This window comes from Acrocarpospora corrugata, assembly GCF_009687845.1.
Taxonomy (GTDB): domain Bacteria; phylum Actinomycetota; class Actinomycetes; order Streptosporangiales; family Streptosporangiaceae; genus Acrocarpospora; species Acrocarpospora corrugata.
On sequence record NZ_BLAD01000107.1, the window covers coordinates 1 to 22,817 of the forward strand.

Below are 22,817 nucleotides of genomic sequence, written 5' to 3' on the forward strand. Positions count from 1 at the left end.
GCTGGAGGGGGTGCCGTGGTCGCGGATGGCTGTGTTGGTGAGGAGTGCCACTCGGCAGGTGCCGACTTTGCGGCGGGCGTTGCTGACGGTGGGTGTGCCGGTGGTGGTGGCCGGGGATGAGGTTCCGCTGATTCAGGAGCCGGGGGTTCGGCCGCTGGTGACTCTGCTTCGGGCGGCGGTTCGGCCGTCGGCGTTGGATGTGGCCACGGCGGAGGAACTGCTGACCGGGCCGGTGGGGGCCACGGACATGATCGGGGTGCGGCGGCTTCGGCGTGCGCTTCGGATCGCCGAGCTTGAGGCTCTGGAGTCCGCCGCGCAGGGGGAGGCGGTCGTGGTCGGCGACCCGGTAGACGGACCGCCAGATGAGGACGCCGGCGAAGCGGTGAAAAGCGAGTCGGCAGAGGCGGAAGCCGGAGAAACCGCGGGTGGCGGACCGTCTGGGGAGGGTGAGCCGACGGAAGAGGGTGTCGCCGGGGATGAGGCCAGGCAGCCGATGTTGCCGTTTGGGGTGCGGTCGTCGGATGAGATGTTGGTTGCGGCGTTGCGGGATGAGCGGGAGCTCACGCTGTTGGAGGGGCATGTGGCCGCGCCGGCTGAGCGGGTGGCGCGGTTGTTGAAGGTGGCGCGGGAGGCGGTGAAGAAGGCGGGGACGGCTGAAGAGGTGCTTTGGGAGGTTTGGCAGGCTTCGGGGCTTTCGGAGAAGTGGACGTCGGTCAGTTTGAGCGGGGGGGCGCGGGGGGCGCAGGCCGATCGGGATCTGGATGGGGTCGTGTCGTTGTTCGATTACGCGGCCAAGTTCGTCGATCGGCTGCCGAAGGCGGGGATCGAGGTCTTTCTGGACGATCTGGTCGCGCAGGAGATTCCGGCGGACTCGCTGGCCGAGCAGGCGCCTGACGGGGAGGCGGTGCGGATTCTGACGGCGCACCGGTCTAAGGGGCTCGAATGGGACGTGGTCGTCGTCGCCGGCGTACAGGAAGGGGTTTGGCCGGATTTGCGGTTGCGCGGGTCTCTGCTGGGCACTGAGACGCTTGTCGAGGTCGCTGAGGGTTCCGGGTTGGACGGGACGGACGCGGTCAAGGCGGCGCTGGGGTCGAAGATGCTGGCCGAGGAGCGGCGGCTGTTCTATGTGGCCGCGACCCGGGCCAGGCGCAAGCTGGTCGTCACGGCGGTCGGCGGCGAGGACGCCGAGGAGCGGCCGTCGCGGTTCCTGGCCGAGCTGCTGCCGGGTGAGCTGGAGACGGCCACCGTCGACGATCGGGCCCGCTGGCTGAGCATGCCCGCCCTGGTCGCCGACCTCCGGGCCACCGTCTGCGACCAGTCCCGCCCGGAACCGCTGCGCCGCGCCGCCGCCCGCCACCTGGCCCGCCTCGCCGAAGCCAGGATCCCCGGCGCCGACCCCAAAACCTGGTACGCCCTCACCGAACTCTCCGACGACCGCCCCCTCGCCTGGCCGGACGACATCGTCCGCATCTCCCCGTCCGCCGTCGAGAATTTCACCAAATGCAACCTCCGCTGGGTCCTGGAGACCGCCGTCGGCGCGAGCAGCGCCAGCGTCTCGCAGAGCCTCGGCACCGTCATCCACGCCATCGCCGTCCTCGCCGCCGAGAACAACCCGGTCGAGGCGCTCAGCGGCCGGCTCGACGAGATCTGGGACGAACTCGACTTCGGCGGCCTCTGGTTCAACCGCAAACAGCGCCACGTCGCCGAGCAGATGGTCGAACGGTTCCTGCGCTGGCACGCCGAGAACCCCCGCGAACTGGTCGCCCCGGAAGAGGCGTTCACCGCCGTCGTCTCCGAGGGCGTCATCATCAAGGGCCGCGTCGACCGGGTCGAACGCGACGGCGAAGGCCGCGCGGTGATCATCGACATCAAGACCGGCGCCAGCAAGCCCAAGGACGACGAACTCGACCGCCACCCCCAGCTCGGCGTCTACCAGCTGGCCACCCTGCTCGGCGCGTTCAAACGCCACGGCCTGGTCGAGCCCGGCGGCGCCGCCCTCGTGCAACTCGGCAAGGCCGCGGGCAAGGACGCCAAGGAGCAGCAGCAGGGCGCGCTCCGCGACGATTCCGAGCCCGGCTGGGCCGAGGAACTGGTCACCACCGTGGCCGCCGGAATGTCGTCGAACCTGTTCGTCGCCAAGGTCAACGACGGCTGCCGCACCTGCGCCGCCAGAATCTCCTGCCCGGTGAACGACAGCGGAGGCCAGGTGTGCTGACCCCGGACGAGCTGGCCGTCAAGCTCGGGGTGCTGCCGCCCACACCCGAGCAGGCGGTCGTGATCGAAGCCGACCGTGAGCCGATGGTGGTCGTCGCCGGCGCCGGGTCCGGCAAGAGCGAGACCATGGCGGGGCGGGTGGTCTGGCTGGTCGCCAACGGGTACGCGCGCCCGGAGCAGATTCTCGGGCTCACCTTCACCCGCAAGGCGGCGGGCGAGCTCGCGGAACGGGTGCGCAAGCGTCTCACCGGCCTCGTCTCGGCCGGCCTGATCGCCGAACTGGAGACCGAACCCACGGTTTCGACCTATCACGCGTACGCCGCCCGGCTGGTCACCGACCACGCCCTGCGGGAGGCGATGGAGCCGACCATGCGGCTGGTCACGCCCGCCGTGGCCTGGCAGCTGGCGTCCCGGGTGGTCGGCCAGTACGACGGGCCGATGGACCACGTCGATCTGGGCCCGGCCAGTGTGACCGCCGCCGTGCTGGAGCTGGCGGGGGAGCTGTCGGAGCATCTGCGCGAACCGGACGACGTGTATCGGACCGGTGACTGGCTGCGGGAGCGCCTGGCCGCGTTATCGGGGCGGATCACGCTGCCGCAGCAGAAACCGGTGAAGGTGCAGCTCGTCCGGGAGCAGCTGCTGCCGATGGTCGAGGCGTATCAGCGGGTGAAGCGGAGCCGGGAGGTCATCGACTACGGCGATCAGATGGCGCTGGCGGCCCGGATCGCGGCGAATCATCCGGAAGTGGGGGAGCTGGAGCGGGAGCGGTTCACCATCGTCCTGCTGGACGAGTACCAGGACACCAGCCACGCCCAGCTGGTGCTGCTGCGGGCGCTGTTCGGGGGCGGGCATCCGGTGACCGCCGTCGGCGACCCCTGCCAGTCGATCTACGGCTGGCGCGGCGCGTCGGCGGGCAACCTCACCCGTTTTCCTGAGGACTTCCGCACCACTCGCGGCGAACTCGCCCCGATCCGGCAGCTGTCGGTGAGTTTCCGCAACGGCGAACGTGTCCTGGACGTGGCCGCCAAGATCCAGGTCGAGCTGCGCCGGGAGGCCACCGAGGTGCCCGTCCTGGTCCCCGGCGAGAACCGGGTGGACCGGGGCCGCGTGGTCGCCGCCTTCCACGAGACCGCCGAGGAGGAGGCCGCCTGGATCGCCGAGGGCATCGCCGGCACGCTCGGCCAGGAGACCGCCCCCGACGGCCTCCCGTGGGGCGAGGGCGAACGCGGCAAGGCCAAATCCAGCGTGTACGGCGGCGCGAACGCCGTACAACCTCAGGACGTGGCCATCCTGGCGCGCAAACGATCGCAGTTCCCGGCCCTCAGGCGAGCCCTGGAAGCGCGCGACATCCCGGTTGAAGTCGTCGGCCTGGGTGGTCTGCTGACCGTGCCGGAAGTGGCCGACATCGTGGCCACGCTCCGCGTCATGTACGACCCCAGCGCCGGTGACGCGCTGGTCCGCCTGCTGGCGGGGCCGCGCTGGCGGATCGGGCCTGCCGACCTGAAGGTGCTCGGCGAGCTGGCCCGCGACCTCAACCGCGAGCTCGGCCACCGGCCGGGCCAGGACCCGCTGGAGCAGGTCGTCGCCGATCTGGAGGCCGAGCGGGGCAGCCTGATCGACGCGCTGGACGAGCTGCCCGACCAGGAGGAGTGGCGCGCCAGGTTCTCCGACCTCGCCCGGGAGCGCCTGCCCGCCCTGGCCCTGGAGCTTCGGGTGCTGCGCGCCCACGCCGGGCAGTCGCTCCCCGATCTGATCGGCGAGGTGGAACGCCGGCTCGGCCTGGACGTGGAGGTGGCCGCCAGGGGCGGCAGCCCGCTGGCCGCCCGCGCCGACCTGGACGCCTTCCAGGACGCGGCCGGCCGTTTCGCCGGCGACGCCGAGGACCCGACCCTGGGCGCCTTCCTCGCCTACATCAAAGCCGCGGAAAGCGAAGAATTCGGCCTGGAGCAGGGCCGCGTCGGCGAGACCAACAGCGTCAAACTGATGACCGTGCACGCCGCCAAGGGCCTGGAATGGCCGGTCGTCGTGGTGCCGGGACTGTCCCAGCTGACCACGCAGCGCGGCGGCCTGGCCAAGGGCAGCATCTTCCCCGCGACCCCCGTCACCAACTCCCGATGGACGGAGAATCCCCGCAAACTGCCGTACGTGCTGCGGGGGGACAGCGCCGACCTGCCCGAACTGGCCGGCTTGGACAAGGACGAGCTCGCCGACTTCGACGAACGGTGCCGGGAACGCGACCTGCGGGAGGAACGGCGGCTGGCCTACGTCGCCGTCACCCGCGCCCATTACCTGCTGATCGCCTCCGGCTACCGCTGGGGGAGCTCCACCAAGCCACTCGAACCCTCCGATTTCCTCACCGAGATCAAGGAGTACGCGACCGCGATCCCACGCTGGACCGAGGGCGAGGTCGACGAGAACCCGCTGCTGGCCGAGCCGCCGGAGGCCACCTGGCCGAACGTGGTCGTCCGCGACGCCATCCGGGAGGGCGCTGACCTGGTCACCGCCGCCATGGACGGCCTGTCCGACGAGGGCGAAGGCGAGGTGAAGGAGTGGGAACGCGAACGCATGCGCTCCTGGACCAGGGACACCGAACTGCTCCTGCGCGAACGTGACCGCCGCCGCGAGTCCGGCATCGTCGAACTGCCGATCCGGCTGTCGGTGTCGTCCCTGGTCACGCTCGCCCAGGATCCAGCTGGTTTCGCCAAGCAGATCCGCCGCCCGCTGCCGCGCAAACCCACCCCGCTGGCGCGCCGGGGCACCTCGTTCCACCGCTGGCTGGAGTCCCGCTGGGGCCAGCAGCGCCTGCTCGACGACTTCGAGTTGCCGGGCGCGACCGACCAGATCTCCGAAGCCGACCTGCGCCTCACCGAGCTCAGGGCCAGATTCGAGGAGAGCCGCTGGGCCGACCAGACACCGGTCGACCTGGAGGTCCCGTTCGAAACCGTGATCGCGGACCGCCTGGTTCGCGGCCGCATGGACGCGGTGTTCCGCGAACGCGACGGCTATGTCGTGGTCGACTGGAAGACCGGCGAACGCCCCCGTGGCGGAGCCGCCCGGACGGCCGCGATCCAGCTGGCCGCTTATCGGCTGGCGTGGGCGCAGCTCTCCCGCACTCCGCTGGCCAAGGTCAGCGCGGCTTTCCACTATGTACGGGCGAACCAGACGGTCCGCCCGGTGGACCTGATGGAATCCGACGACCTGACCGCCCTGATCTACGAAATCCCCGAAACGTAGTGGAACTCCGGCTTGGGGTGCATCAGGAAATCGTGGTGGGAGATGTTCCACGCGTACGCGCCCGCCATCGCGAAGGCCACCACATCGCCGACCCGCAACGTCGCGCGCACCCGCCGGGCGAAGACGTCCTTCGGGGTGCACAGCTGCCCGACCAGCGTGACGGTCTCCTCCGGCGACTCGGCGGAGCCGAACACCGTGAACGGCTGGTTGTGGCCCTTGGTGACCGGTGTGCGCAGATGGTGGGTTCCGCCGGTGAGGACGGCGAAGAGTTCGCCGTGGACTCGTTTGAGGTCGAGGACCTTGGTGAGATACCAGCCGCAGTAGGCGGTCATCGCTCGTCCCGGCTCGATTCGTAGTTTTTCCGGGATGCCGGTCAGGCCCTGGCCGTAGGCCGTCCAGTCGAAGCGCTGGTCCGGGTGCTGGTAGCGCACGGCCATTCCGCCGCCGAGGTTGATTTCGGGGGCGCCGAGCTCCCGGGCGTAGCCGATCACGGCGGTGGCCAGTTTGAGCAAGTCGGGTGCGTCGAGTCCGCTGGCCAGGTGCGCGTGCAGGCCGCGGAAGCGGACCGGGCCGCCGAGGAGGGCCAGGCATTCCTGGATTCCGGCGGGATCCATGCCGAAGGGTGTCGCGCCGCCGCCCATCGCGAGCGCGGCCCCGGCGACGGGGACGTCCAGGTTGGCGCGCAGCAGGATGTCCACCGGCTCGGATCGGTTGAGTAGTCGCCGCAGTTCGCCTGGGCTCTCTACGTGCATGCGGTGCGGGGTGAGACTTAGGTCGGCGTCCGTTTTGCCGGGGCCGCCGAATGCGAGCCGGGCGTTCGGGAGCACTGATCGGACGTGCGCGTACTCGCCTCCCGATGAGACCTCGAATCCGTTCACATGCGGCGCGATCACTCGCAGCAGCATCGGATCCGGGTTCGCTTTGACCGCGTAGTAGATCTCGATGTCCGGCAGCGCTCGTCGGATGGCCGCCGCGTGGGTGTGCAGGCCCGGCAGGTCGTACACATACGCAGGGATGTCGCCCAGGCGGTCGGCGTGGTCGCGGAGGTTCACGCGGGCCTCGACAGCGGGTTGGCCACCTGGACATACGTCGCGGTCTTGTCGGGGGACCGGGACCAGCGGACGGCCAGGTTGGCTTTGGCGGGGAGGGGGACGCCGGCCAGGAGCTCTGCCAGCGGGGGAGGCCAGCCGCGGGTGTCGGCGTAGCAGGCGAGGAGTTCGCCGGCGGCGGCCCACAGGTCGCGGAGCGTGCGCGGGCCTTCCAGGGTGGCGGCGATCTCGGCGAGGTGGTTGACGAACAGGCAGTACACGACCCGGTTCCAGCCGCGTTCCGCGTCGTACTCCAGCGCTGCCGCCACCTCCGGAACCAGTCCCGACAAATCATGACCGACAAGCTTAGTCCCCTCCAGGTCGCGGAACACCGCCTCCACCGGCATGCCCTGGCTGTCGAGCCCCACGAGCACGTTCTGCAGGTGCGCCTCCAACACCACCCCATGCCGGAAATATGCGTCCAGAACAGGCAGCGCCACCCGCTCGACGTACGCCACCCACCACGCCATCGCATCCGCCCGCCGCAAGTCCCGTACGGCCAGCGCCCCCGCCAGCACCGGCGTCACCCCACGCCCGGCCCGCCCCCACGGGCTGCACCGCACCAGCACCCCGAGCCCCTCCAGCAGCGACGTCCCGAGATCCGCCGACCGATACCCCGGCTCCGGCAGCCACCGCGTCCCCGGGAACGTCTCCGCCAGATCCGCGAACACCGGCGCCAGCCGCCGCGACAACTCCACCGACCCGGACAGCTCATACCAGGCGTTCTTCCGTACGCAATTGGTGATGCGCACGTCCAGGCTGAACTTCAGGCACTTGTCCAGATCCGGCTCGTACACCGTCCGCACCGACGAGGTCGGCGTGGACAGCCCGGACGTGAACCCGAGATCGATCAGCCGCCCGTCCATCGGGAGATCCAGCAGCTCGTACTGCCACGGATGCACCGGAAGCAGCCGGTACCCGGCCGGAGCCGCCCCCAGCCGGTCCAGCGCGCTCGGATCCCCCTCCTCGACCACCAGATCCTCCCGAACCCCCAGCAACCGCAGCGGAAACCGCGCGTACGCCTCCGGCGCGTAACTCAGCCAGTCGCCCTTCGCCGCGATCCGCGCCTTCGGCGTGGGATGAAACGGATGCCCGAACACCAGCGCCTGCTCGGAGGCGAGCCACGGATCCTGCGGCGGCGCGACCTCCTCCCGGACCGAGGCCAGCACCTCCATCACCGACCTACTGGACGCCACCTGCTCGGCGAACTCCGGATTCCCGCCCCCCAGCTCGGCCGTGATCAGCTCAACCAGCAACGCGGAACTCAACGGCTCCCAGACCCCGTCCCGCAGCCACTCGCCCCGGGTCAGCCGCAACGCGATCCCCCCGCCGGCCCGCGCCCGCAGCCACCTGCCGCCGACCTCCAGCAGCACCTGCTCATCCGACTGCCAGACCCGCCCTCGCGGCCCGGCCACTTCCCGCACGCAGCACCGCAACAGGGCTGCCACCGTGGCCGCCTCCGCCACCGATACCGCCGACTCGGTGCCCACCGCCGATTCCGCCATGATCCGCCCCGCCGAGTCTGACGCGACCCGATCCGCCGTTCCGGGTGCCGAGTCCGCGGCCGACCCCGGGCTCGGGTTCGTGGAGTCGATGGCAAGGCGGTCCATGGTCAGATGCTCCTCTGCGTGATCACGAGATAGTTGGGGCCGCTGGTGCCGTAGAACTTGTTGATGTCCCTGGCGCCGGTACGGCGTTTGTCGACGAGGGTGCCCGCGGTGACCATGGACTTGCCGACCAGGCGGGCCGCGTCCAGGGTCCTGGCTCTGAGGAGCCGGGCGGTGGGGTCGTCGCCGAAGGCGTCCAGGGCGTCGGCGAGGGTGGCGCGCACGAGGTCGGCTTCGCCGAGCGCGCCCACGGTGATGGCCGCCGCCGCCAGATGCAGGGTGATCGTGATGAAGACGTCCGCCAGCGCGTGGGGGTCGTCGGTGAACATGCGCTGATCCCCGAAGACGGGCACGTCGAGCCCGGACGCCGCCAGCCGGTCCGGGGCCGCGAGCAGGCCGTCGTTGTCCTTGACCAGGAGCCGCATCGGGCCGTCGCCGAAGACGAGGGCGAGGTTCTGCTGGTGGGCCTCCAACGCGATGCCGTACCGGACGAAGAGGGTTGTGTTCCAGGTGAACAGCACGGTCAGGTAGTCACGCAGGAGCGCTTCGACGTCGCCCCGGTAGTAACGGTCGGCGAGATCCGGCAGCACCCCGGGCGCCGCCAGCGCCGCGACCGAGACGATCTCGCCGTCCGGAAGGCGGCGGATCATCCAGGCCAGGTACTCCTGGCCCGCGTGCGCGTAGGTCTGCTCGTCGGCCAGCGACACCCGCAGACCGGGCTCCCGATCGAGCACCCCCCGCAGCAGCCGCTCCGCCTCGGCGCCGTCCCTGAGCGTCCCCGGCCGGATCGACCTCCGGTTCCGCGCCCCCAGCGTGCTGGTGGCCAACGGCAACTTCAGATGGGTACGCGGATCGACCTCCACCGTCCGCATCGACAACGTCGGCCGCACCCGCAGATACGGCACCGCCCCCACGATCACCTCCGGCAGGCTCCCCACCGACAGCGGATGAACGGGAAACAGCACATGCCCATCGAGTTCCGGCAACCCGACCTGCGCGAAGCCCGGCCAGAACCCCCCGGACCCCCGCGAGACCACACTCTCCTGCGGAACCGCCGCCCACCGAAGCTCGAACGCCGGCGAGAACTCCGGCGCGTAGGCCAGTAATTCCGCCGAACTCAGTCCCGAACGGCACCGGGCGGTCGGATAAATCGGATGATCGATACAAGCGGCCAGTGCCTCATACCCGATCGTCGTCCGATCGATCCTGATCTGGGGGTTCTCCGGGCCAGGCAGAGTCTGTTTATCCCGATCGTTCCTAATCTGTCCACGGCGAGGGTTCTTTCGAGTCCGCTCTCGCTGGCGGTCATACAAATCGAGCGCGAGCAGGGTCTCCCGGCATTCCTCGGCGAACGCCGTCACCCCGGCCGCGTCGGCGGCTTCGGCGACGTCGGCCAGGGTTTCGAGCACTTCGTCGAGCCCGAGTTCCTCAGCCGGAGCCACCACGAAATCCTGAAACAGACCAGCGAAACCACCCGAAGTCAGGCGGACCCTCCGGCCAGAGGCCAGCGTCAGAGCGACCCCGGCCTTGTCCCGGGTGACCCGCGCGGCCAGCCCGCCGTAGTCCTCCCGCAGCAGCGCGTTCAGCACCCGCGCCGACAGGTACGCCTCCCGCGTCGAAACCGCCCGCACGACCCGCCGGGCCCGCCGCCGCCGAAGCGAGATCACGAGATCACCCATCTGTGCTCCTCACGGAACCGGCGGACGGCGTCGTCGACGGCCGCCGGATTGGGCGCGATCACCCGGAGTAAGCCCAGGTAGTCGCGGTTGGTGTGGGTGAGCTGTACATAATCGCCCAGTGCCCGGATGGGGTGATGCCAGACCCGCGCCGAACCGATGACCAACTCCTGCTCGGGCGGCGCAGCGATGATCGTCCCCGTCTGATCAGCCAGCAGACTGACCGTCGCCCCATGCATCCCGCCGCTCGCCGCGAGCCCCCGCGCGGATTCGCGGTGCATCCCTCTGCCCGCCGCAATCTCCCGCGCGGATTCGCTGTCCTCGGCGGACAGCCCGCTCCCACCCCGAATGCGCTCGGGCGATATTTCGCTTAAATCCCCCAATGGTTCCCCGGCGTGGGCTCGCAGGATCCACTCGAACAGCGGGATTTCCAGGAGATCGGCGAGTAGGAAGTCGCAGTTGTCGCCGATGACGCGATAGTTGACCTCAATGATTCGGGGGCCGGTAGCGGTGAGGACGTATTCGGTGTGGCAGGCGCCGAGGTTGACGCCCAGGGCGTTCAGCGCGGCCAGGACATGGTCCCGTCCCGGGCCGTCAGGCTCCCAATCCAGGCGTTCTTCCACAAAATGCGGCAGCGGCCCCAACGTAGTGCGATATCCGCCAAGAACACGAATTTCCCGGCCATCGCCAAGCGTTTCCAGCGTGAACAGCGGACCTTCCAGGTACTCCTCGATCACCAGCGTCTCGCCGGGGCGGCGGGCCTTGACCGTCGTTGCGGCGGTCCAGAGTTCGCGGGCGTTCCTGGCCAGGATCACGTCCTCGCTGGCCACACCCTCACGCGGCTTGATCACCACCGGACCCTGCCAATCGGTCGGCGGCGGATCGCCGGGCGCGAGCCGTACCGACCGGACCGACTCAACCCCCGCCAGCGCCAGCCTGCGCCGCGTCAGCGACTTGTTCTTGGTCGTCAGGCAGGCCCGCCAGTCCTTACCGGGCAGGTCGAAATAGGACGCGGCCAGGGCGGTCTCCGCCTGGATATGGTCGGAATTGGTGAACACGACATCCGGTGGATGGTGCCGGGCGATGGTGTCGATCAGCGCCCGGGTGTCCCGGACGTCGGTCCCGATCGTCTCGCGCCCGGGGTATCGTTCGGGCCGGTCGGTCAGGATCGCCACGTCCCAGCCGAGCCGGTCCGCCGCCGGCAGGAATCCGGACCCGACCGAATCGGTGGGATTGAGCGTGGCAAGGTACAGCCGCAACGAAGTCCCCTGAGGTAAGGCTCACCTAACTCCGTCATGCTAGTCGATCACTTCGTGGTGTGACCGGCTAATCACCTGCCCGGGGGATCCAGCCTGGGCCATTGTGGGAGCCGAGATGAGGAAGGATAAAGCCTGTGGAGATCTCTGAGGGCCTACTCGGGCCGCTACTCCTGGCGCGCAGCACGATCGACCGGTCCGCGTTGCTGCGCCAGGACGCCGCCTGGCTGGAACGTGCCTGGGCTGAGGAAGCGACCAGGGTGGTGCTGGTCAACAACGGAGAAACCCTGGTCAGGAGGGATGCGGAGGGCGCCGGGCTGGTGCTGCTCCCGCCCGGCGAGGCCCCGGAGGGGCGGCGTTACCTGCTCGGCCTGGACACCCGGAACATCGCCTATTTCGCCGTCAACACCGAACTTCCGGAACTGCCCGGCACGGAGATCACCGGTCTGCGGCAGGCGGGCGCGCTGCTCGACGACCGGGATTCCGGCCTGCTGGTCTACGCCGTCGCGCTGGAGGCCTGGCACAGCACCCACGAGTTCTGCCCGCGCTGCGGCAGCCGTACCGAGGTGACGGCCGGCGGTCACGTCCGCACCTGCCCGCGGGACGCCAGCCAGCACTTCCCCCGGGTCGACCCCGCCGTGATCATGGCCGTCTACGACGATGACGACCGGATCCTGCTGGCCCGCGGCCCGCAGTGGCCAGAAGGCCGCATGTCGGTCCTGGCCGGCTTCGTGGAACCCGGCGAATCCCTCGAACAGGCCGTCATCCGGGAAGTCCTCGAAGAGGTCGGCGTCACTGTCAAAGCCCCCCGCTACCTGGGCAGCCAGCCCTGGCCGTTCCCGCGCAGCCTCATGCTCGGCTTCTTCGCCCGCGCCGCCACCACCGAACTCACCCGTGACCCCGAAGAGATCGCCGAAGCCCGCTGGTTCACCCGCGCCGAACTCGTGGCCGCCCTCGACAGCGGCGACCTGCGCCTGCCGCCGCCGGTCTCGATCGCCAGGCGGCTGATCGAGACCTGGTATGGCGACACCCTCGCCGGCGACTGGTGACTACAGCCCGAGCCGCCGCTTCACCTCGATGACCGATGGATTGGTGAACGCCGTCCCGTCCGGGAACAGCACGGTCGGGACGGTCCTGTTGCCGTTGTTGACGCTCTCCACGAACTCGGCCGCGTCCGCCTCCCGCTCGATGTCCACCTCCCGGTAGGCGATCCCCTCACGGGTCAGCTGGCTCTTGAGCCGCTTGCAGGGGCCACACCAGGTGGTGGTGTACACCGTGAGCGCCATGTTCGTCCCTTTCCTTAGGCCGATCATTGGCAACACGGCGAGGATCGTCCATGTTCCCGGGTGATCGTCAGTGCGCCAGCCGCGCGATGATCCACGACTGCACCGACTCCGCCACGCCCGGCTCCCGGTAGAGCGGGCTGCTGTGCACGAAACCCGGCACGGCCCGGATGTTCATCGCCACGCCGACCGAGTTCAGCGCCTGCTTCAGCATCTCGCTCTGGTACGGCGGCACGAACTCGTCGGCGCTGTGCACGCTCAGCATCGGCGCGTCCCCCTGCGTGGCGTGCAGCGGCACCTCCATGCTCGACCAGATCCGCGGGCACTCGATCGGCTCGCAGCCGCCCGCCAGCGCGATGGTCGCCTTGCGTAACTTGCGCTGCTCGTGGTCCGCGCCCTCGTCGCCGTCCTCGTACGCGGTGCGCGGCGACACCACCGGCGAGATCCCGACCACGCCACGCAGCCCGGGAACCCCGTCCCCATACGTCCCGACCGCCGCCGCGATGTGCCCGCCGGCCGAGAAGCCGAGCAGCGCGTAACGATCCGGGTCCAGGTTGAACTGGGCGAAGTGCCGCCGGACGGTGGCGATCGCGTCCAGCGTGTCGGTCCGCTGGGCCGGCCACGGCGCGTCCTGCGCCAGCCGGTAGTTGATGTTGACGACCACGTAACCGAGCTGGAAGTAGCTCCGGGTCACCTCGGTCATGTACTTCTTGTCGCCGCCGGACCACCAGCCCCCGTGGATCACGAAGACGGCCGGGCGGGTGACGCCGTCCTTGCGCCACCAGATGTCCATCCGCTGGCGGTAGTGCTTGCCGTACGCGAAAGTGGCGCGCTCCTCGACCGGGACGGTCGCGGTCGCGGTGGGCGTCGGGGCGGGATCACCGCCGCCGGGTGACGCGGTGGCGGTGGCCGCCGCGGGGGAGGAGAGGAAGACCGCTGCCAGGGCGAGCGCACCGACACCAACGGCTAATCTCAAGGTCCTCGTTCCTCCCGCGAGCGGTTCCTGTTTGCCTGTGGCTGACCCGGTCATGAGACACACTTGGTCGGCTGCTGAAAGGATGATGCCAGCAGATCCGGTCATCCGCACGTTGGGGAGCCCTATTTGGACGTTCTGGAGGGTCTCGATCCGGAACAGCGTGAGGTCGCCCAGGCGGTTCGCGGGCCGGTGTGCGTACTCGCGGGGGCTGGAACTGGGAAAACTCGGGCCATCACCCATCGGATCGCTCACGCGGTGCATTTCGGCGGAGTTGACCCGCAGTCCGTGCTCGCGGTCACCTTCACCACCCGCGCGGCGGGCGAGCTGAAGCAGCGGCTGCGCGGCCTCGGCGTGCCCGGCGTGCAGGCCCGCACCTTCCACGCCGCCGCGCTCCGCCAGCTCACCTACTTCTGGCCGCGCGTCATCGGTGGCGACCCGCCCCAGGTGGTGGAGTCCAAACTGCCGCTGCTGATCGAGGCCGCCCGGCTGCTCCGCCGCACCCCCGACCGGGCCGAACTGCGCGACGTGGCCAGCGAGATCGAGTGGGCCAAGGTCACCCAGGTCGGCCCTGAGGACTACCCGGCCGCCGCCGCCAAGGCCCGCCGCAGCCCGCCCATCCCGCCCGACCAGGTCGCCCGCCTCTACGAGGGCTACGAGAATCTGCGCCGCACCCGCCACCTGGTCGACTTCGAGACCATCCTCGAACTCACCGCCGCCGTGATGACGGAACACCGCGAGGTGGCCGCCCAGATCCGGTCGCAGTACCGGTTCTTCGTGGTGGACGAGTACCAGGACGTGAACCCGCTGCAGAAGCTGCTGCTCGACACCTGGCTGGGCGGCCGGGACGACCTGTGCGTGGTCGGCGACCCGAACCAGACCATTTACTCCTTCACCGGCGCCACTCCGCACTATCTGACCAACTTCGCCGTCGAGCATCCCGGCGCGCGGGTGGTCCGCCTGGTCCGCGACTACCGCTCCACTCCCGAGGTCGTCACCCTGGCCAACCGGATCATGAGCAAGTCGGTGCACCGGCTGGACCTCGTCGCGCAGCGCCCGCCCGGCCCGCAGCCGGTCTTCGCGGAGTACGACGACGAGGCCGCCGAGGCGCTCGGGGTGGCGCTGACGGTCAAGAAGCTGATGGCCGACGGGGTGCCGACCCGCGAGATCGCGGTGCTGTTCCGGATCAACGCCCAGTCGGAGGCGTACGAGCAGGCGTTCACCGACGCCGGGGTGCCCTACCTGCTGCGCGGCGCGGAACGTTTCTTCGAGCGGCCGGAGGTCCGGCAGGCCGTCGTGCTGCTGCGCGGCGCGGCCCGCTCGGCCAACGACGAGGAGCCGCTGGCGCCCGCCGTACACGCCATTCTGGCCGGGGTGGGCCTAAGTCATGAACCGCCCGCCGGGGGGACCGCCAGAGCCAAATGGGAGTCGCTCAACGCGCTCGCGGAACTCGCCGAGGACATGGCCACCACGGGGACCGATCTGCCCAGGTTCGTCGCCGAACTCGAACGCCGCGCCACCGAGCAGCACGCGCCCCCGCTGGAGGGCGTCACCCTCGCGTCGCTGCACGCCGCGAAGGGCCTCGAATGGGACGCCGTCTTCCTGGTCGGCGCCACCGACGGCATGCTCCCGATCATCTACGCCGAGACCCCCGAGCAGATCGAGGAGGAGCGGCGGCTGCTCTACGTCGGCGTCACCCGGGCCCGCGAGCACCTGCACCTGTCCTGGGCGCTGGCCCGCACCCCCGGCGCCCGCCGCGTCCGCCGCCCGTCCCGCTTCTTCGAGGGCCTCAACGGGCGTACGACTCCCGCCCCCCGCGCCGAACAGCCCGCCGCCGTACGGCGTTCGGTGGCCGCGCCCGTCGGCTGCCGGGTCTGCGGCCGGACCCTCGCGCTGGCCCAGGAACAGAAGCTGGGACGCTGCGCGACCTGCCCCGCCTACTACGACGAAGCCCTGCTGGAGAGCCTCAAGTCGTGGCGGGTCACCGTGGCCAAGGAGACCAAGGTCCCCACCTTCGTGGTCTTCACCGACGTCACGTTGCAGGCCATCGCCGAGCGGGTGCCGACCTCCGAGGAGGCTCTGCAGTCGATAGCAGGTATCGGCAAGGTGAAACTGGACCGGTACGGTCAGGCCGTACTAGAACTCTGCCGGAAGGTCGGGGAGGACCCGTGAACTCGGCGCTCAAGGAACTGCTCGACCTGCTCGACCTGGAGCAGATCGAGCTGGACATCTTCCGCGGGAGATCCCCCGAGGAGCGCATCCAGCGGGTCTTCGGCGGCCAGGTCGCCGCCCAGGCGCTGGTGGCCGCGGGCCGCACCGTCCCGGACGACCGCGACGTGCACTCGCTGCACGCCTACTTCATCCGCCCGGGCGACCCCGCCATCCCGATCGTCTACAACGTCGAACGCGTCCGCGACGGCCGCTCCTTCACCACCCGCAGGGTCCAGGCCATCCAGCACGGCAAGGCCATCTTCACCATGTCGGTCTCCTTCCACATCCTGGAGGAGGGCGTGCACCACCAGGCCGCCGTCATGCCCGCCGCCCCCGACCCCGAGACGCTGCAGCCCTTCCAGGACCGGCTGCGCGCCGTCGTCGGCGACCATCCCGACTGGCGCGACTGGCTGAGCAAGCCCCGCCCGGTCGACGCCCGCTACGTCAACGCGCTCACCTGGGAAGCCCAGCGCGACCCCAGCCTGATCAGCCCAGAGACCAACGTCTGGATCCGGTACGACACCGAGCTCCCCGACGACCCGCTGCTGCACGTCGTGCTCGCCGCGTACGCCTCCGACTTCACCCTCGTCGACACCGTGCTGCTCGCCCACGGCCTGGCCTGGGGGGCCTCCAACGTGGTCGGTGCCTCCCTCGACCACGCCATGTGGTTCCACCAGCGGTTCCGGGTCGACGACTGGGTGCTCTACGCCCAGGAGTCCCCCTGGTCGGGCCACGCCCGCGGCCTGGCCCGCGGCCAGATGTTCACGCCCGACGGCCGGCTCGCGGTGTCCGTCGTGCAGGAGTGCATGATCCGCGTGAGTTAGTCGGTTAACAGCTGGAAGTCGTCGAAGTGGAACTCGGGGGAGACCACACAGGTGACCAGGGTGGAGCCGCGCTCGGGCCGCGCGGTCTGCCAGGTCCCGGCGGGGACGAGGATCTGCGGCCGCTGGCCGGCGGCCAGGTCGGCGCCGAGCAGGTGCGGCGGCGCGTGGTCGTCGGGCCGGTCCGCGGCGCCGCCCAGACGCAGGGTGAGCGGAGCGCCGTGATGGTAGAGCCACAGCTCGTCGGAGGCGACCCGGTGCCAGGCCGACTCCTCACCCTCGCTGAGCAGGTAGTAGACGGCCGAGGCGCTCTGGCGGGGCGCGGCGGTGTCGGCGCGCTGCCCACTGGTCCAGGTCCTGCGATACCAGCCCCCCTCCGGGTGGGGTTGCAGGTCCAGGAGTTCGGCCAGGTGGGGGCGGGCGGGGATGGTCATCTGGGGCCTCGCTGAGGGTGGGCGTCGGGTTCATGGTGCAGAAGTGCATGATCGGGGACAAGTAGCCCGGAAAATTCCGCAAAATCGCAGGTGGAAAATAGGTTGCCCGGTTGCCGGGTTCCCGTTTAGGGTCATGCTCAAGCCAGTCGGACACTCCTGTCCGACACATCGCACTCGAGTGGAGGTGAGCCAAGTGGAGAACATCAGCATGTCAACGCCGTCGTGGCTCGCCGCCACGCGTACGGCCGCGCAAGTGAAACTGCGCCAGCAGAAGGCTTTCCGTCCGGAAGCGTTCATCGGCAGCACCCTTGTGCCCACCTACGCCCCCGCGCTGTCCTACCGCCCGGTCCTGATGGACCGGCCCCTGGGCGCCGCACCGACCAGCCACACCGCCAATGGCGGAGTGCAGGGTCCGCAATATGCCTGGAGAGAACCAGTCACAACCTGACCGGTCTCCACTCTCCAGGCCGCGGATCCGCACACCGGATCCGCGGCCTTCTTGTTTGTCCGGCCACGTATCCCCGCATCGAAGAGGACATCCGACCAAACCAATCTCAAAGAAGGTGACGCAGATGGCGGCCCCGGTCATGGACCTGATCGAAGCCGAGATCCCCTGTCGTACCGAGCCCGACCTGTGGTTCGCCGAGTCTCCGGAGGACGTGGAGTTCGCCAAGGCGCTCTGCGGAGGCTGCCCGATCCGAGAGGCCTGCCTGGCTCGCGCGCTGGAGCGCGAGGAGCCGTGGGGCGTCTGGGGTGGCGAACTCATCCTGCGGGGAACGATCGTTCCCCGGAAGCGGCCGCGCGGGCGTCCCCGCAAGACTCCCGTCGCCGCCTGACCACCGACGTTCTTCCATTCAGAGAGCAGAAATCGAAATGAGCATCCAGACCATCTCCGCCTCGTCCCTCTACAAAGAACTGGTAGACGAACGAATACGAGGTCTCCACCAGGAGGCCGCTGAGCACAGCGTCGCCAGCCGAGTAAGGAGCGTGCAGAAGGCACGCCGGCAGGCCGAACGTGCGACCGCCCGCCTCCGCGCCGCCCTGGCGCGCGCATAACGAGCCTTCCTCCGGCCCGGGCCACCACGGCCCGGGCCACTTTTTTGCCCTCGAAGCCGCCCCTGAGAAGCCGCCCTCGAAACGCCCCATGCCCTCGAGAAACGCCCATGGGAGTCGCCCTCGGACGGTGCCCGACAACGAGAAGAGGCCACGACCGTTATGGTCGTGGCCTCTTCTATTGGTAGCGGGGACAGGATTTGAACCTGCGACCTCTGGGTTATGAGCCCAGCGAGCTACCGAACTGCTCCACCCCGCGTCGTTGCGTAGCTCAACTCTATCCGCACCCGGGAGGTGAGGCAAACCGAATAGGAAAACCCCCGCACCTGATAGCGATGCGGGGGTCCCGTCGAGCTTCGATCCCGGTGCTACGGCCCTGAGGCCGCGGCCACCGGTGACCCGGATGGCGACGCGGACGGAGAGGCCGAGGGCGACGGGGAGGGTGACGCCGCCGGCGCCGCGCCCTGGATCGCGGCCAGCTCCGCCAGAGCCGCCTTCAGGGCGGTCTGTGCGGTGCCGTAGGCGGTCCAGTCGGGCGGGTTGGCGGTCAAGGCCTTCTGCGCGTCGTCATAGGCCTTCTGCGCCTTGCCGACCGCTTGGGCCAGGGTGGCCGTCTGCGGCGTGTTGTTCTCGGTCTGCTCGGGCGTGGTGGTCTCGGGCTGGTTGGTGGTCGGTGGTGTCACCGTTCCGCCGAAGACCTGTTTCAGCGCCTCGTCCAGGTTGTTACCGAAGCCCACCTTCTCGCCGTACAGCACGAGGACCTTCTGGAGCGTCGGGAAGCGGCCCGAGGTCTCCTCCTTCGGCTGGACGTAGACCGGCTCGACGTAGAGCAGGCCACCGCCGAAGGGGAGGGTGAGCAGGTTGCCGTACAGAACCTCGGTGGCGCCGCCGGTGCCGCGCAGCAGGTTCAGCTGCTGCGAGACCGTCGTGTTGGACAGGAACGTGTTCTGCGCCTGTGGCGGGCCCTGGATGGCGGTGTTGCTCGGCAGTTGCAGGATCTGCAACTTCGCGTCGGCGCCCGCGGTCGCGTCGACGGCCATGAAGGCGGCCATGTTCTGCCGGCCGTTGGGCACGAACGTCGTCGTCAGCGAGAAACGTTCGGTGCTGCCCGGCATCTTCATGGTCACGTAGTACGGCGGCTGCTTGCTCTTCTTGGTCGCGGGGTCCTCGGGGACCTTCCAGAAGTCCTGGCCGCTGAAGAAGGCGTTGGCGTTGGTGACGTGATACTGGGTGAGGATCTCGCGCTGGGCCTTGAACAGGTCGGCCGGGTAGCGCAGGTGGTCGCGGAGCTCGGCGGAGATCTCGGTGCTCGGCTTGATGATGTTGCCGAACGCCTTCTGCCAGGTCCGCAGGACCGGGTCGTTGGCGTCCCACTCGTAGAGCGTGACCGTGCCGTCGAACGCGTCGACGGTGGCCTTCACCGAGTTGCGCATGTAGTTGACGATGTCCCGCGGCAGCGGCGCGGCCAGGCGCGAGGTGGAGATGTCGGTGGTCAGCTCCTGGAGACTCTTGGGCTCGCTGTACGGATACGCGTCCGAGGTCGTGTAAGCGTCCACGATCCACACGACCCGCCCGCCGACGACCGCCGGGTACGGATCCCGGTCCAGCGTCAGGAACGGCGCGACCTGCTGGATGCGCTCGATCGGCTTGCGGATGTACATGATCCGCGAGTCCTCGTTGATGTTCGAGTTGAGCAGCAGGTTGGTCTCGCCGTACTTCAACGCGTACAGGAAGCGGGTGAACACCCCGCCGATGGAGACGCCGCCCCTACCGGTGTAGGTGTTGTTCTTCTGCCCGCTGCCACCCTGCTCCGGGTAGTCCAGCTCGACCGGGTTGGTGCTGTTCGGGCCGCCGACGATCGAGTACTCGGGCGAGCTCTCGCCGAAGTAGACCCGCGGCTCGTACTTGCCCAGGTTGCCGGTCGGCGGGATGTCCTTCTCGCTGAAGTTGGGCACGCCGCTGTTGTCGACCTGGTTGCCCGGCGCGGCGACGACGCCGAAGCCGTGCGTGTAGACCAAGTGGTCGTTGATCCAGTTGCGCTGCTCGTTCGGCGGCAGGCCCATCTCCCGGACCGCCACGACCGTGTCGCGGAACTTGCCGTCCGGCGTCGGGTAGCGGTCGATGTCGAGCTGCTCGGGGAACTGGTAGTAACCCCTGATCTGCTGCTTCTGCTGGTAGGTCGGCGACAGCAGGCTGGGGTCGAGCAGACGCATGCCGGGGATGGCCGCAGACTCGCTCTGCAGCACCTCCTCGGAGGCGTCCGTCTTCGCGCTGTACTGCGTCACCACGGCGGTATCGACCCCATACGCCTTACGCGTCGCGTCGATGTTCCGCTTGATGTACTCCTGCTCCTTGGCCTGCTGGTTCGGCTTGACCTGGAACTGCTCGACCAGCGCCGGATAGACGCCGCCGATCAGCACGGCCGACAGCACGAGCAGGCCCAGCGCCACCCCGGGCAGCATGCCGCCCGGCCGGACGACCCCGGCGAAGAACAGCGCGGCGCAGATCAGCGAGATGATCGCCAGAATGCCCTTGGCCGGCAGCACCGCGTTGATGTCGGTGAAGGAGGCCCCGAACACCTTGCCCCGGTCGGAGAAGACCAGCCCATACCGGTCCAGCCAGTACGCCCCCGCCTTCAGCAGCACGAACACGCCGAGCAGCACGGACAGGTGGGAGCGGGCCGCCCGGGAGGCGTGCACGCCGCCGGGGGTCTGGATCCGGAACCCGCCGTACAGATAGTGCACCAGCGCAGCCGCGATGATCGACAGGATCACCGCGGTGAACAGGAAGTTCAGCACCATCCGCAGGAACGGATAGGTGAACATGAAGAACGACAGGTCCAGCTTGAACTCGGCGTCGACCTGGTTGAACGGGGTGCCGTTCTGGAACAGCAGCCAGGTCCGCCACTGCCCGGCCGTGGACGACCCGGCGAACAGGCCGAGGATGGCCATGCCGATCAGGAAGACCAGCTTGCGGTGCGGATCCACGGCCAGCCGGTATCGGTCGGCGCCCTGGGCGTTGCCGAACATGCCGGGGCCGAACATCGGCCGCATCCGGTGCCCGAGCACCATGTTCCCGCCCACGATGCCGACCATCAGCACAGCCCCTGCCAGGAACAGCAGGATCTGGGTGAGCAGCATGGTGGAGAACACGGGAGTGAAGTCGACCGAGTCGAACCACAGATAGTCCGTGTAGATCCCGGCGAAGATGAACAAGGCCACCACGAGCACCACCAGGGTGATCGCGACGGGAATGAGCAGTCGCGGCCGGCGGGGCAAGCGCATCGCCCGACCGGCTCCGGGGCTCCGGAAGCTCAACGCCAACCCCTTAATGTCACAGATAAGTCTCAGAGAGCACGAGCACAACGGTCCGTGTCTGGCAACCTACACCGCGAAAAGCGCTCCTGTGATTTCTGGACCGCGCCTGTGGATAAAGCCCTCGCTGTGGACGGCGATCCCGGCGGGTAAAGCTTTCAGGAGCAGGCGGGGACGGCCCCTGATCCGGTCCGCAGCGCGTCCAGCGCCTTGATCGCCCCGTCCAGCGTCTGGACCTTGACCAGCCGCAGCCCGTCCGGGACCGCGCCCACCGCCGCCGCGCAGTTCTGCTCCGGGGTCAGGAAGATCGTGGCGCCGGCCTTGCGGGCGCCCACCATCTTCTGCTCGATGCCGCCGATCGGCCCGACCTCGCCGTCCGGCTTCATGGTCCCGGTGCCCGCGATGGCCTTGCCGCCGGTGAGCGGCCCGGGGGTGAGCTTGTCGTAGATCCCGAGCGAGAACATCAGCCCGGCGCTCGGCCCGCCGACGTCGCCGACGCTGAAGTCCACCTTGAAGGGGAACTTGTAGCTCATCCCCATCCGCACGCCCACCACGGCCTTGCCGTCCTTGGCCGCGGCGGCGACCACGGGGACGTCGGTCTTGGCAGACCGCCCGTCGACGGTGAACACGATCTTGTCGCCCGGCTTGTGCTTCTGCACGGCGGTCACCACCGAGTCCGGGTCGGCGGTCGGCGTCCCGTCCACCGCGACGATCATGTCGCCGGGCAGCAGCTTGCCGTCGGCCGGAGTGCCCTTGTCGACGCTGGAGACCTTGACCACGTCCTCGATCGAGACCTTCAGCTGGTTCAGCGCCGCGGCGGTCGCGGTGTCCTGCGACCCGGCCATCTCGGCCGTGTTCTGCTCCTCGACCTCCTTGACCGACTGCTCCCTGGGGAAGATCGTCTCCTCCGGCACCACCGCGATGGTGGAGTCGAACCAGCCGCGCAGCGCGGTCAGCAGCCCGATCCGGTTGCCGGGCCCGCCCTGGTAGGCGACGGTGACCAGGCTCAACGTCCCGGTGGTGGCGAACGTCTCCCGCCCCTGCACATTGATAACCGGTTTGCCCTTGATGTCACCCAGGGTGTTCTCGGTCGGCCCCGGGCTCAGCACCACGTAGGGAACCGGCAGCATGGCACCGCCGACGGCGAGCGTGAGGGTCAGAAAACCCGCCACGATCAGGGTGAGAGCACGTCGCGACATGCGGAGACTCTATTCGTTCAGGACTCCGCGCAGGCCCCGACCCACTCGGCGGAGCCGTCGGTGAACAGCTGGTTCTTCCAGATCGGCACCTCGCGCTTGAGGTCGTCGATCAGGCGCCGGGACGCGGCGAACGCCTCGGCCCGGTGCGGGCAGGCGACCGCCACGACCACCGCGACGTCGCCCAGGTCCAGGTCACCGACCCGGTGCACCGCAGCCAGCGCGGTCACGGGGAAGTCGGCCGCCACCTTCTCGGCGACGCGGCGCAGCTCGGCGACGGCGGAGGGGTGCGCGGAGTAGGACAGCCGGGTGACCGGCCTGCCCTCGTCCTGCTCCCGCACCGTGCCGACGAACAGCGACGTGCCCCCGGCGGCGTGATCGGCGACGGCGCGCAGCACCTCGTCGACCGACAGCGGGGTGTCACGGATCTCCAGCAACCGGATGACGTCCACGGGCC

Annotated in this window: 18 protein-coding genes and 1 tRNA gene; 8 read left to right on the forward strand and 11 right to left on the reverse strand. The window is 69.4% G+C overall.

All coding sequences use genetic code 11. The annotated features are described in order from the left end of the window. The first annotated feature begins 58 nt into the window (after positions 1 to 58). Together Acor_RS45150 and Acor_RS38000 are read left to right on the forward strand one after the other, a co-directional pair. Positions 59 to 2,215 (forward strand): PD-(D/E)XK nuclease family protein, encoded by a 2,157-nt coding sequence (locus Acor_RS45150; RefSeq protein WP_422664864.1) that lies wholly within the window; start codon positions 59 to 61, stop codon positions 2,213 to 2,215. After that, positions 2,209 to 5,448: an ATP-dependent helicase gene (locus Acor_RS38000; protein ID WP_246239690.1), complete on the forward strand. Its 3,240-nt coding sequence runs from the start codon at positions 2,209 to 2,211 to the stop codon at positions 5,446 to 5,448. Before Acor_RS45150 ends, Acor_RS38000 begins: the two co-directional genes overlap by 7 nt. On the opposite strand, the gene Acor_RS38005 is transcribed toward Acor_RS38000, so the two are convergent. Genes Acor_RS38005 through Acor_RS38020 form a run of 4 tightly spaced genes read right to left on the reverse strand, consistent with a single transcriptional unit; the run spans position 5,427 to position 11,078 of the window. Beyond that, positions 5,427 to 6,500, reverse strand: a complete 1,074-nt coding sequence (locus Acor_RS38005) for a type III PLP-dependent enzyme domain-containing protein (RefSeq protein ID WP_155341614.1) — start codon at positions 6,498 to 6,500, stop codon at positions 5,427 to 5,429. The genes Acor_RS38000 and Acor_RS38005 overlap by 22 nt on opposite strands. Continuing rightward, on the reverse strand, positions 6,497 to 8,146 hold the full coding sequence (locus Acor_RS38010) for an IucA/IucC family protein (protein ID WP_246239693.1): 1,650 nt from the start codon (positions 8,144 to 8,146) through the stop codon (positions 6,497 to 6,499). The genes Acor_RS38005 and Acor_RS38010 overlap by 4 nt, the downstream gene beginning before the upstream one ends. Before the next feature lie 2 nt (positions 8,147 to 8,148). Next, entirely contained in the window at positions 8,149 to 9,822 is a 1,674-nt protein-coding gene (locus tag Acor_RS38015) for an IucA/IucC family protein (RefSeq protein WP_155341615.1), read from the reverse strand. After that, positions 9,807 to 11,078 (reverse strand): ATP-grasp domain-containing protein, encoded by a 1,272-nt coding sequence (locus Acor_RS38020; RefSeq protein WP_155341616.1) that lies wholly within the window; start codon positions 11,076 to 11,078, stop codon positions 9,807 to 9,809. The genes Acor_RS38015 and Acor_RS38020 overlap by 16 nt, the downstream gene beginning before the upstream one ends. 134 nt (positions 11,079 to 11,212) lie before the next feature. Here Acor_RS38020 and nudC point away from each other — a divergent pair, with 134 nt between their 5' ends. Further along, complete coding sequence (nudC, locus tag Acor_RS38025) at positions 11,213 to 12,124, forward strand: NAD(+) diphosphatase (RefSeq protein ID WP_155341617.1); 912 nt, start codon at positions 11,213 to 11,215, stop codon at positions 12,122 to 12,124. Here the strand turns inward: nudC and Acor_RS38030 are convergent, their stop codons facing one another. Then, complete coding sequence (locus Acor_RS38030; protein ID WP_155341618.1) at positions 12,125 to 12,361, reverse strand: mycoredoxin; 237 nt, start codon at positions 12,359 to 12,361, stop codon at positions 12,125 to 12,127. Between the two features lie 67 nt (positions 12,362 to 12,428). Then, positions 12,429 to 13,334 (reverse strand): alpha/beta hydrolase, encoded by a 906-nt coding sequence (locus Acor_RS38035; RefSeq protein ID WP_246239694.1) that lies wholly within the window; start codon positions 13,332 to 13,334, stop codon positions 12,429 to 12,431. Between the two features lie 126 nt (positions 13,335 to 13,460). On the opposite strand from Acor_RS38035, the gene Acor_RS38040 reads away from it, so the two are divergent. Both Acor_RS38040 and Acor_RS38045 read left to right on the forward strand, forming a co-directional pair. Further along, positions 13,461 to 15,503 (forward strand): ATP-dependent DNA helicase UvrD2, encoded by a 2,043-nt coding sequence (locus tag Acor_RS38040; protein WP_155341620.1) that lies wholly within the window; start codon positions 13,461 to 13,463, stop codon positions 15,501 to 15,503. After that, positions 15,500 to 16,366 carry an acyl-CoA thioesterase gene (locus Acor_RS38045; RefSeq protein WP_155341621.1) on the forward strand — a complete coding sequence of 289 codons (867 nt, stop codon included), beginning with the start codon at positions 15,500 to 15,502 and terminating at the stop codon, positions 16,364 to 16,366. Before Acor_RS38040 ends, Acor_RS38045 begins: the two co-directional genes overlap by 4 nt. Here Acor_RS38045 and Acor_RS38050 read toward each other — a convergent pair. Further along, complete coding sequence (locus Acor_RS38050) at positions 16,363 to 16,797, reverse strand: cupin domain-containing protein (RefSeq protein WP_155341622.1); 435 nt, start codon at positions 16,795 to 16,797, stop codon at positions 16,363 to 16,365. The genes Acor_RS38045 and Acor_RS38050 overlap by 4 nt on opposite strands. Positions 16,798 to 16,990: 193 nt before the next feature. Between Acor_RS38050 and Acor_RS38055 the strand changes: the two genes are divergently transcribed. The 3 genes from Acor_RS38055 (at position 16,991) to Acor_RS38065 (ending at position 17,853) form a co-directional block, all read left to right on the forward strand. Then, entirely contained in the window at positions 16,991 to 17,245 is a 255-nt protein-coding gene (locus tag Acor_RS38055) for a hypothetical protein (RefSeq protein ID WP_155341623.1), read from the forward strand. Between the two features lie 124 nt (positions 17,246 to 17,369). Then, the gene (locus tag Acor_RS38060) at positions 17,370 to 17,633 is read left to right on the forward strand and encodes a WhiB family transcriptional regulator (protein ID WP_155341624.1); all 264 of its coding nucleotides are present in this window, start codon (positions 17,370 to 17,372) and stop codon (positions 17,631 to 17,633) included. Positions 17,634 to 17,670: 37 nt separating this feature from the next. Further along, on the forward strand, positions 17,671 to 17,853 hold the full coding sequence (locus Acor_RS38065) for a hypothetical protein (protein WP_155341625.1): 183 nt from the start codon (positions 17,671 to 17,673) through the stop codon (positions 17,851 to 17,853). A gap of 179 nt (positions 17,854 to 18,032) precedes the next feature. On the opposite strand, the gene Acor_RS38070 is transcribed toward Acor_RS38065, so the two are convergent. The 4 genes from Acor_RS38070 to Acor_RS38085 all read right to left on the reverse strand — a co-directional run bounded on the left by Acor_RS38070 (position 18,033) and on the right by Acor_RS38085 (position 22,812). Further along, positions 18,033 to 18,109: transfer RNA gene (locus tag Acor_RS38070), tRNA-Met, on the reverse strand. Between the two features lie 109 nt (positions 18,110 to 18,218). After that, positions 18,219 to 21,134 (reverse strand): UPF0182 family membrane protein, encoded by a 2,916-nt coding sequence (locus Acor_RS38075; RefSeq protein ID WP_155341626.1) that lies wholly within the window; start codon positions 21,132 to 21,134, stop codon positions 18,219 to 18,221. A 188-nt stretch (positions 21,135 to 21,322) separates the two neighbouring features. Continuing rightward, positions 21,323 to 22,363, reverse strand: coding sequence for a YlbL family protein (locus Acor_RS38080; RefSeq protein WP_155341627.1), 1,041 nt, complete (start codon positions 22,361 to 22,363; stop codon positions 21,323 to 21,325). A gap of 17 nt (positions 22,364 to 22,380) precedes the next feature. Beyond that, complete coding sequence (locus tag Acor_RS38085; protein ID WP_155341628.1) at positions 22,381 to 22,812, reverse strand: molybdenum cofactor biosynthesis protein MoaE; 432 nt, start codon at positions 22,810 to 22,812, stop codon at positions 22,381 to 22,383. Positions 22,813 to 22,817 lie beyond the last annotated feature (5 nt).

What these genes read in the sequence shown, in the direction of transcription:
- Acor_RS38010 (WP_246239693.1), bottom strand. Translation starts at nt 8,146, where the DNA reads ATGGACCGCCTTGCCATCGACTCCACGAACCCGAGCCCGGGGTCGGCC.
- Acor_RS38015 (WP_155341615.1), bottom strand. Translation starts at nt 9,822, where the DNA reads ATGGGTGATCTCGTGATCTCGCTTCGGCGGCGGCGGGCCCGGCGGGTC.
- Acor_RS38030 (WP_155341618.1), bottom strand. Translation starts at nt 12,361, where the DNA reads ATGGCGCTCACGGTGTACACCACCACCTGGTGTGGCCCCTGCAAGCGG.
- Acor_RS38050 (WP_155341622.1), bottom strand. Translation starts at nt 16,797, where the DNA reads ATGACCATCCCCGCCCGCCCCCACCTGGCCGAACTCCTGGACCTGCAA.
- Acor_RS38060 (WP_155341624.1), top strand. Translation starts at nt 17,370, where the DNA reads ATGGCGGCCCCGGTCATGGACCTGATCGAAGCCGAGATCCCCTGTCGT.
- Acor_RS38065 (WP_155341625.1), top strand. Translation starts at nt 17,671, where the DNA reads ATGAGCATCCAGACCATCTCCGCCTCGTCCCTCTACAAAGAACTGGTA.
- Acor_RS38075 (WP_155341626.1), bottom strand. Translation starts at nt 21,134, where the DNA reads ATGCGCTTGCCCCGCCGGCCGCGACTGCTCATTCCCGTCGCGATCACC.
- Acor_RS38080 (WP_155341627.1), bottom strand. Translation starts at nt 22,363, where the DNA reads ATGTCGCGACGTGCTCTCACCCTGATCGTGGCGGGTTTTCTGACCCTC.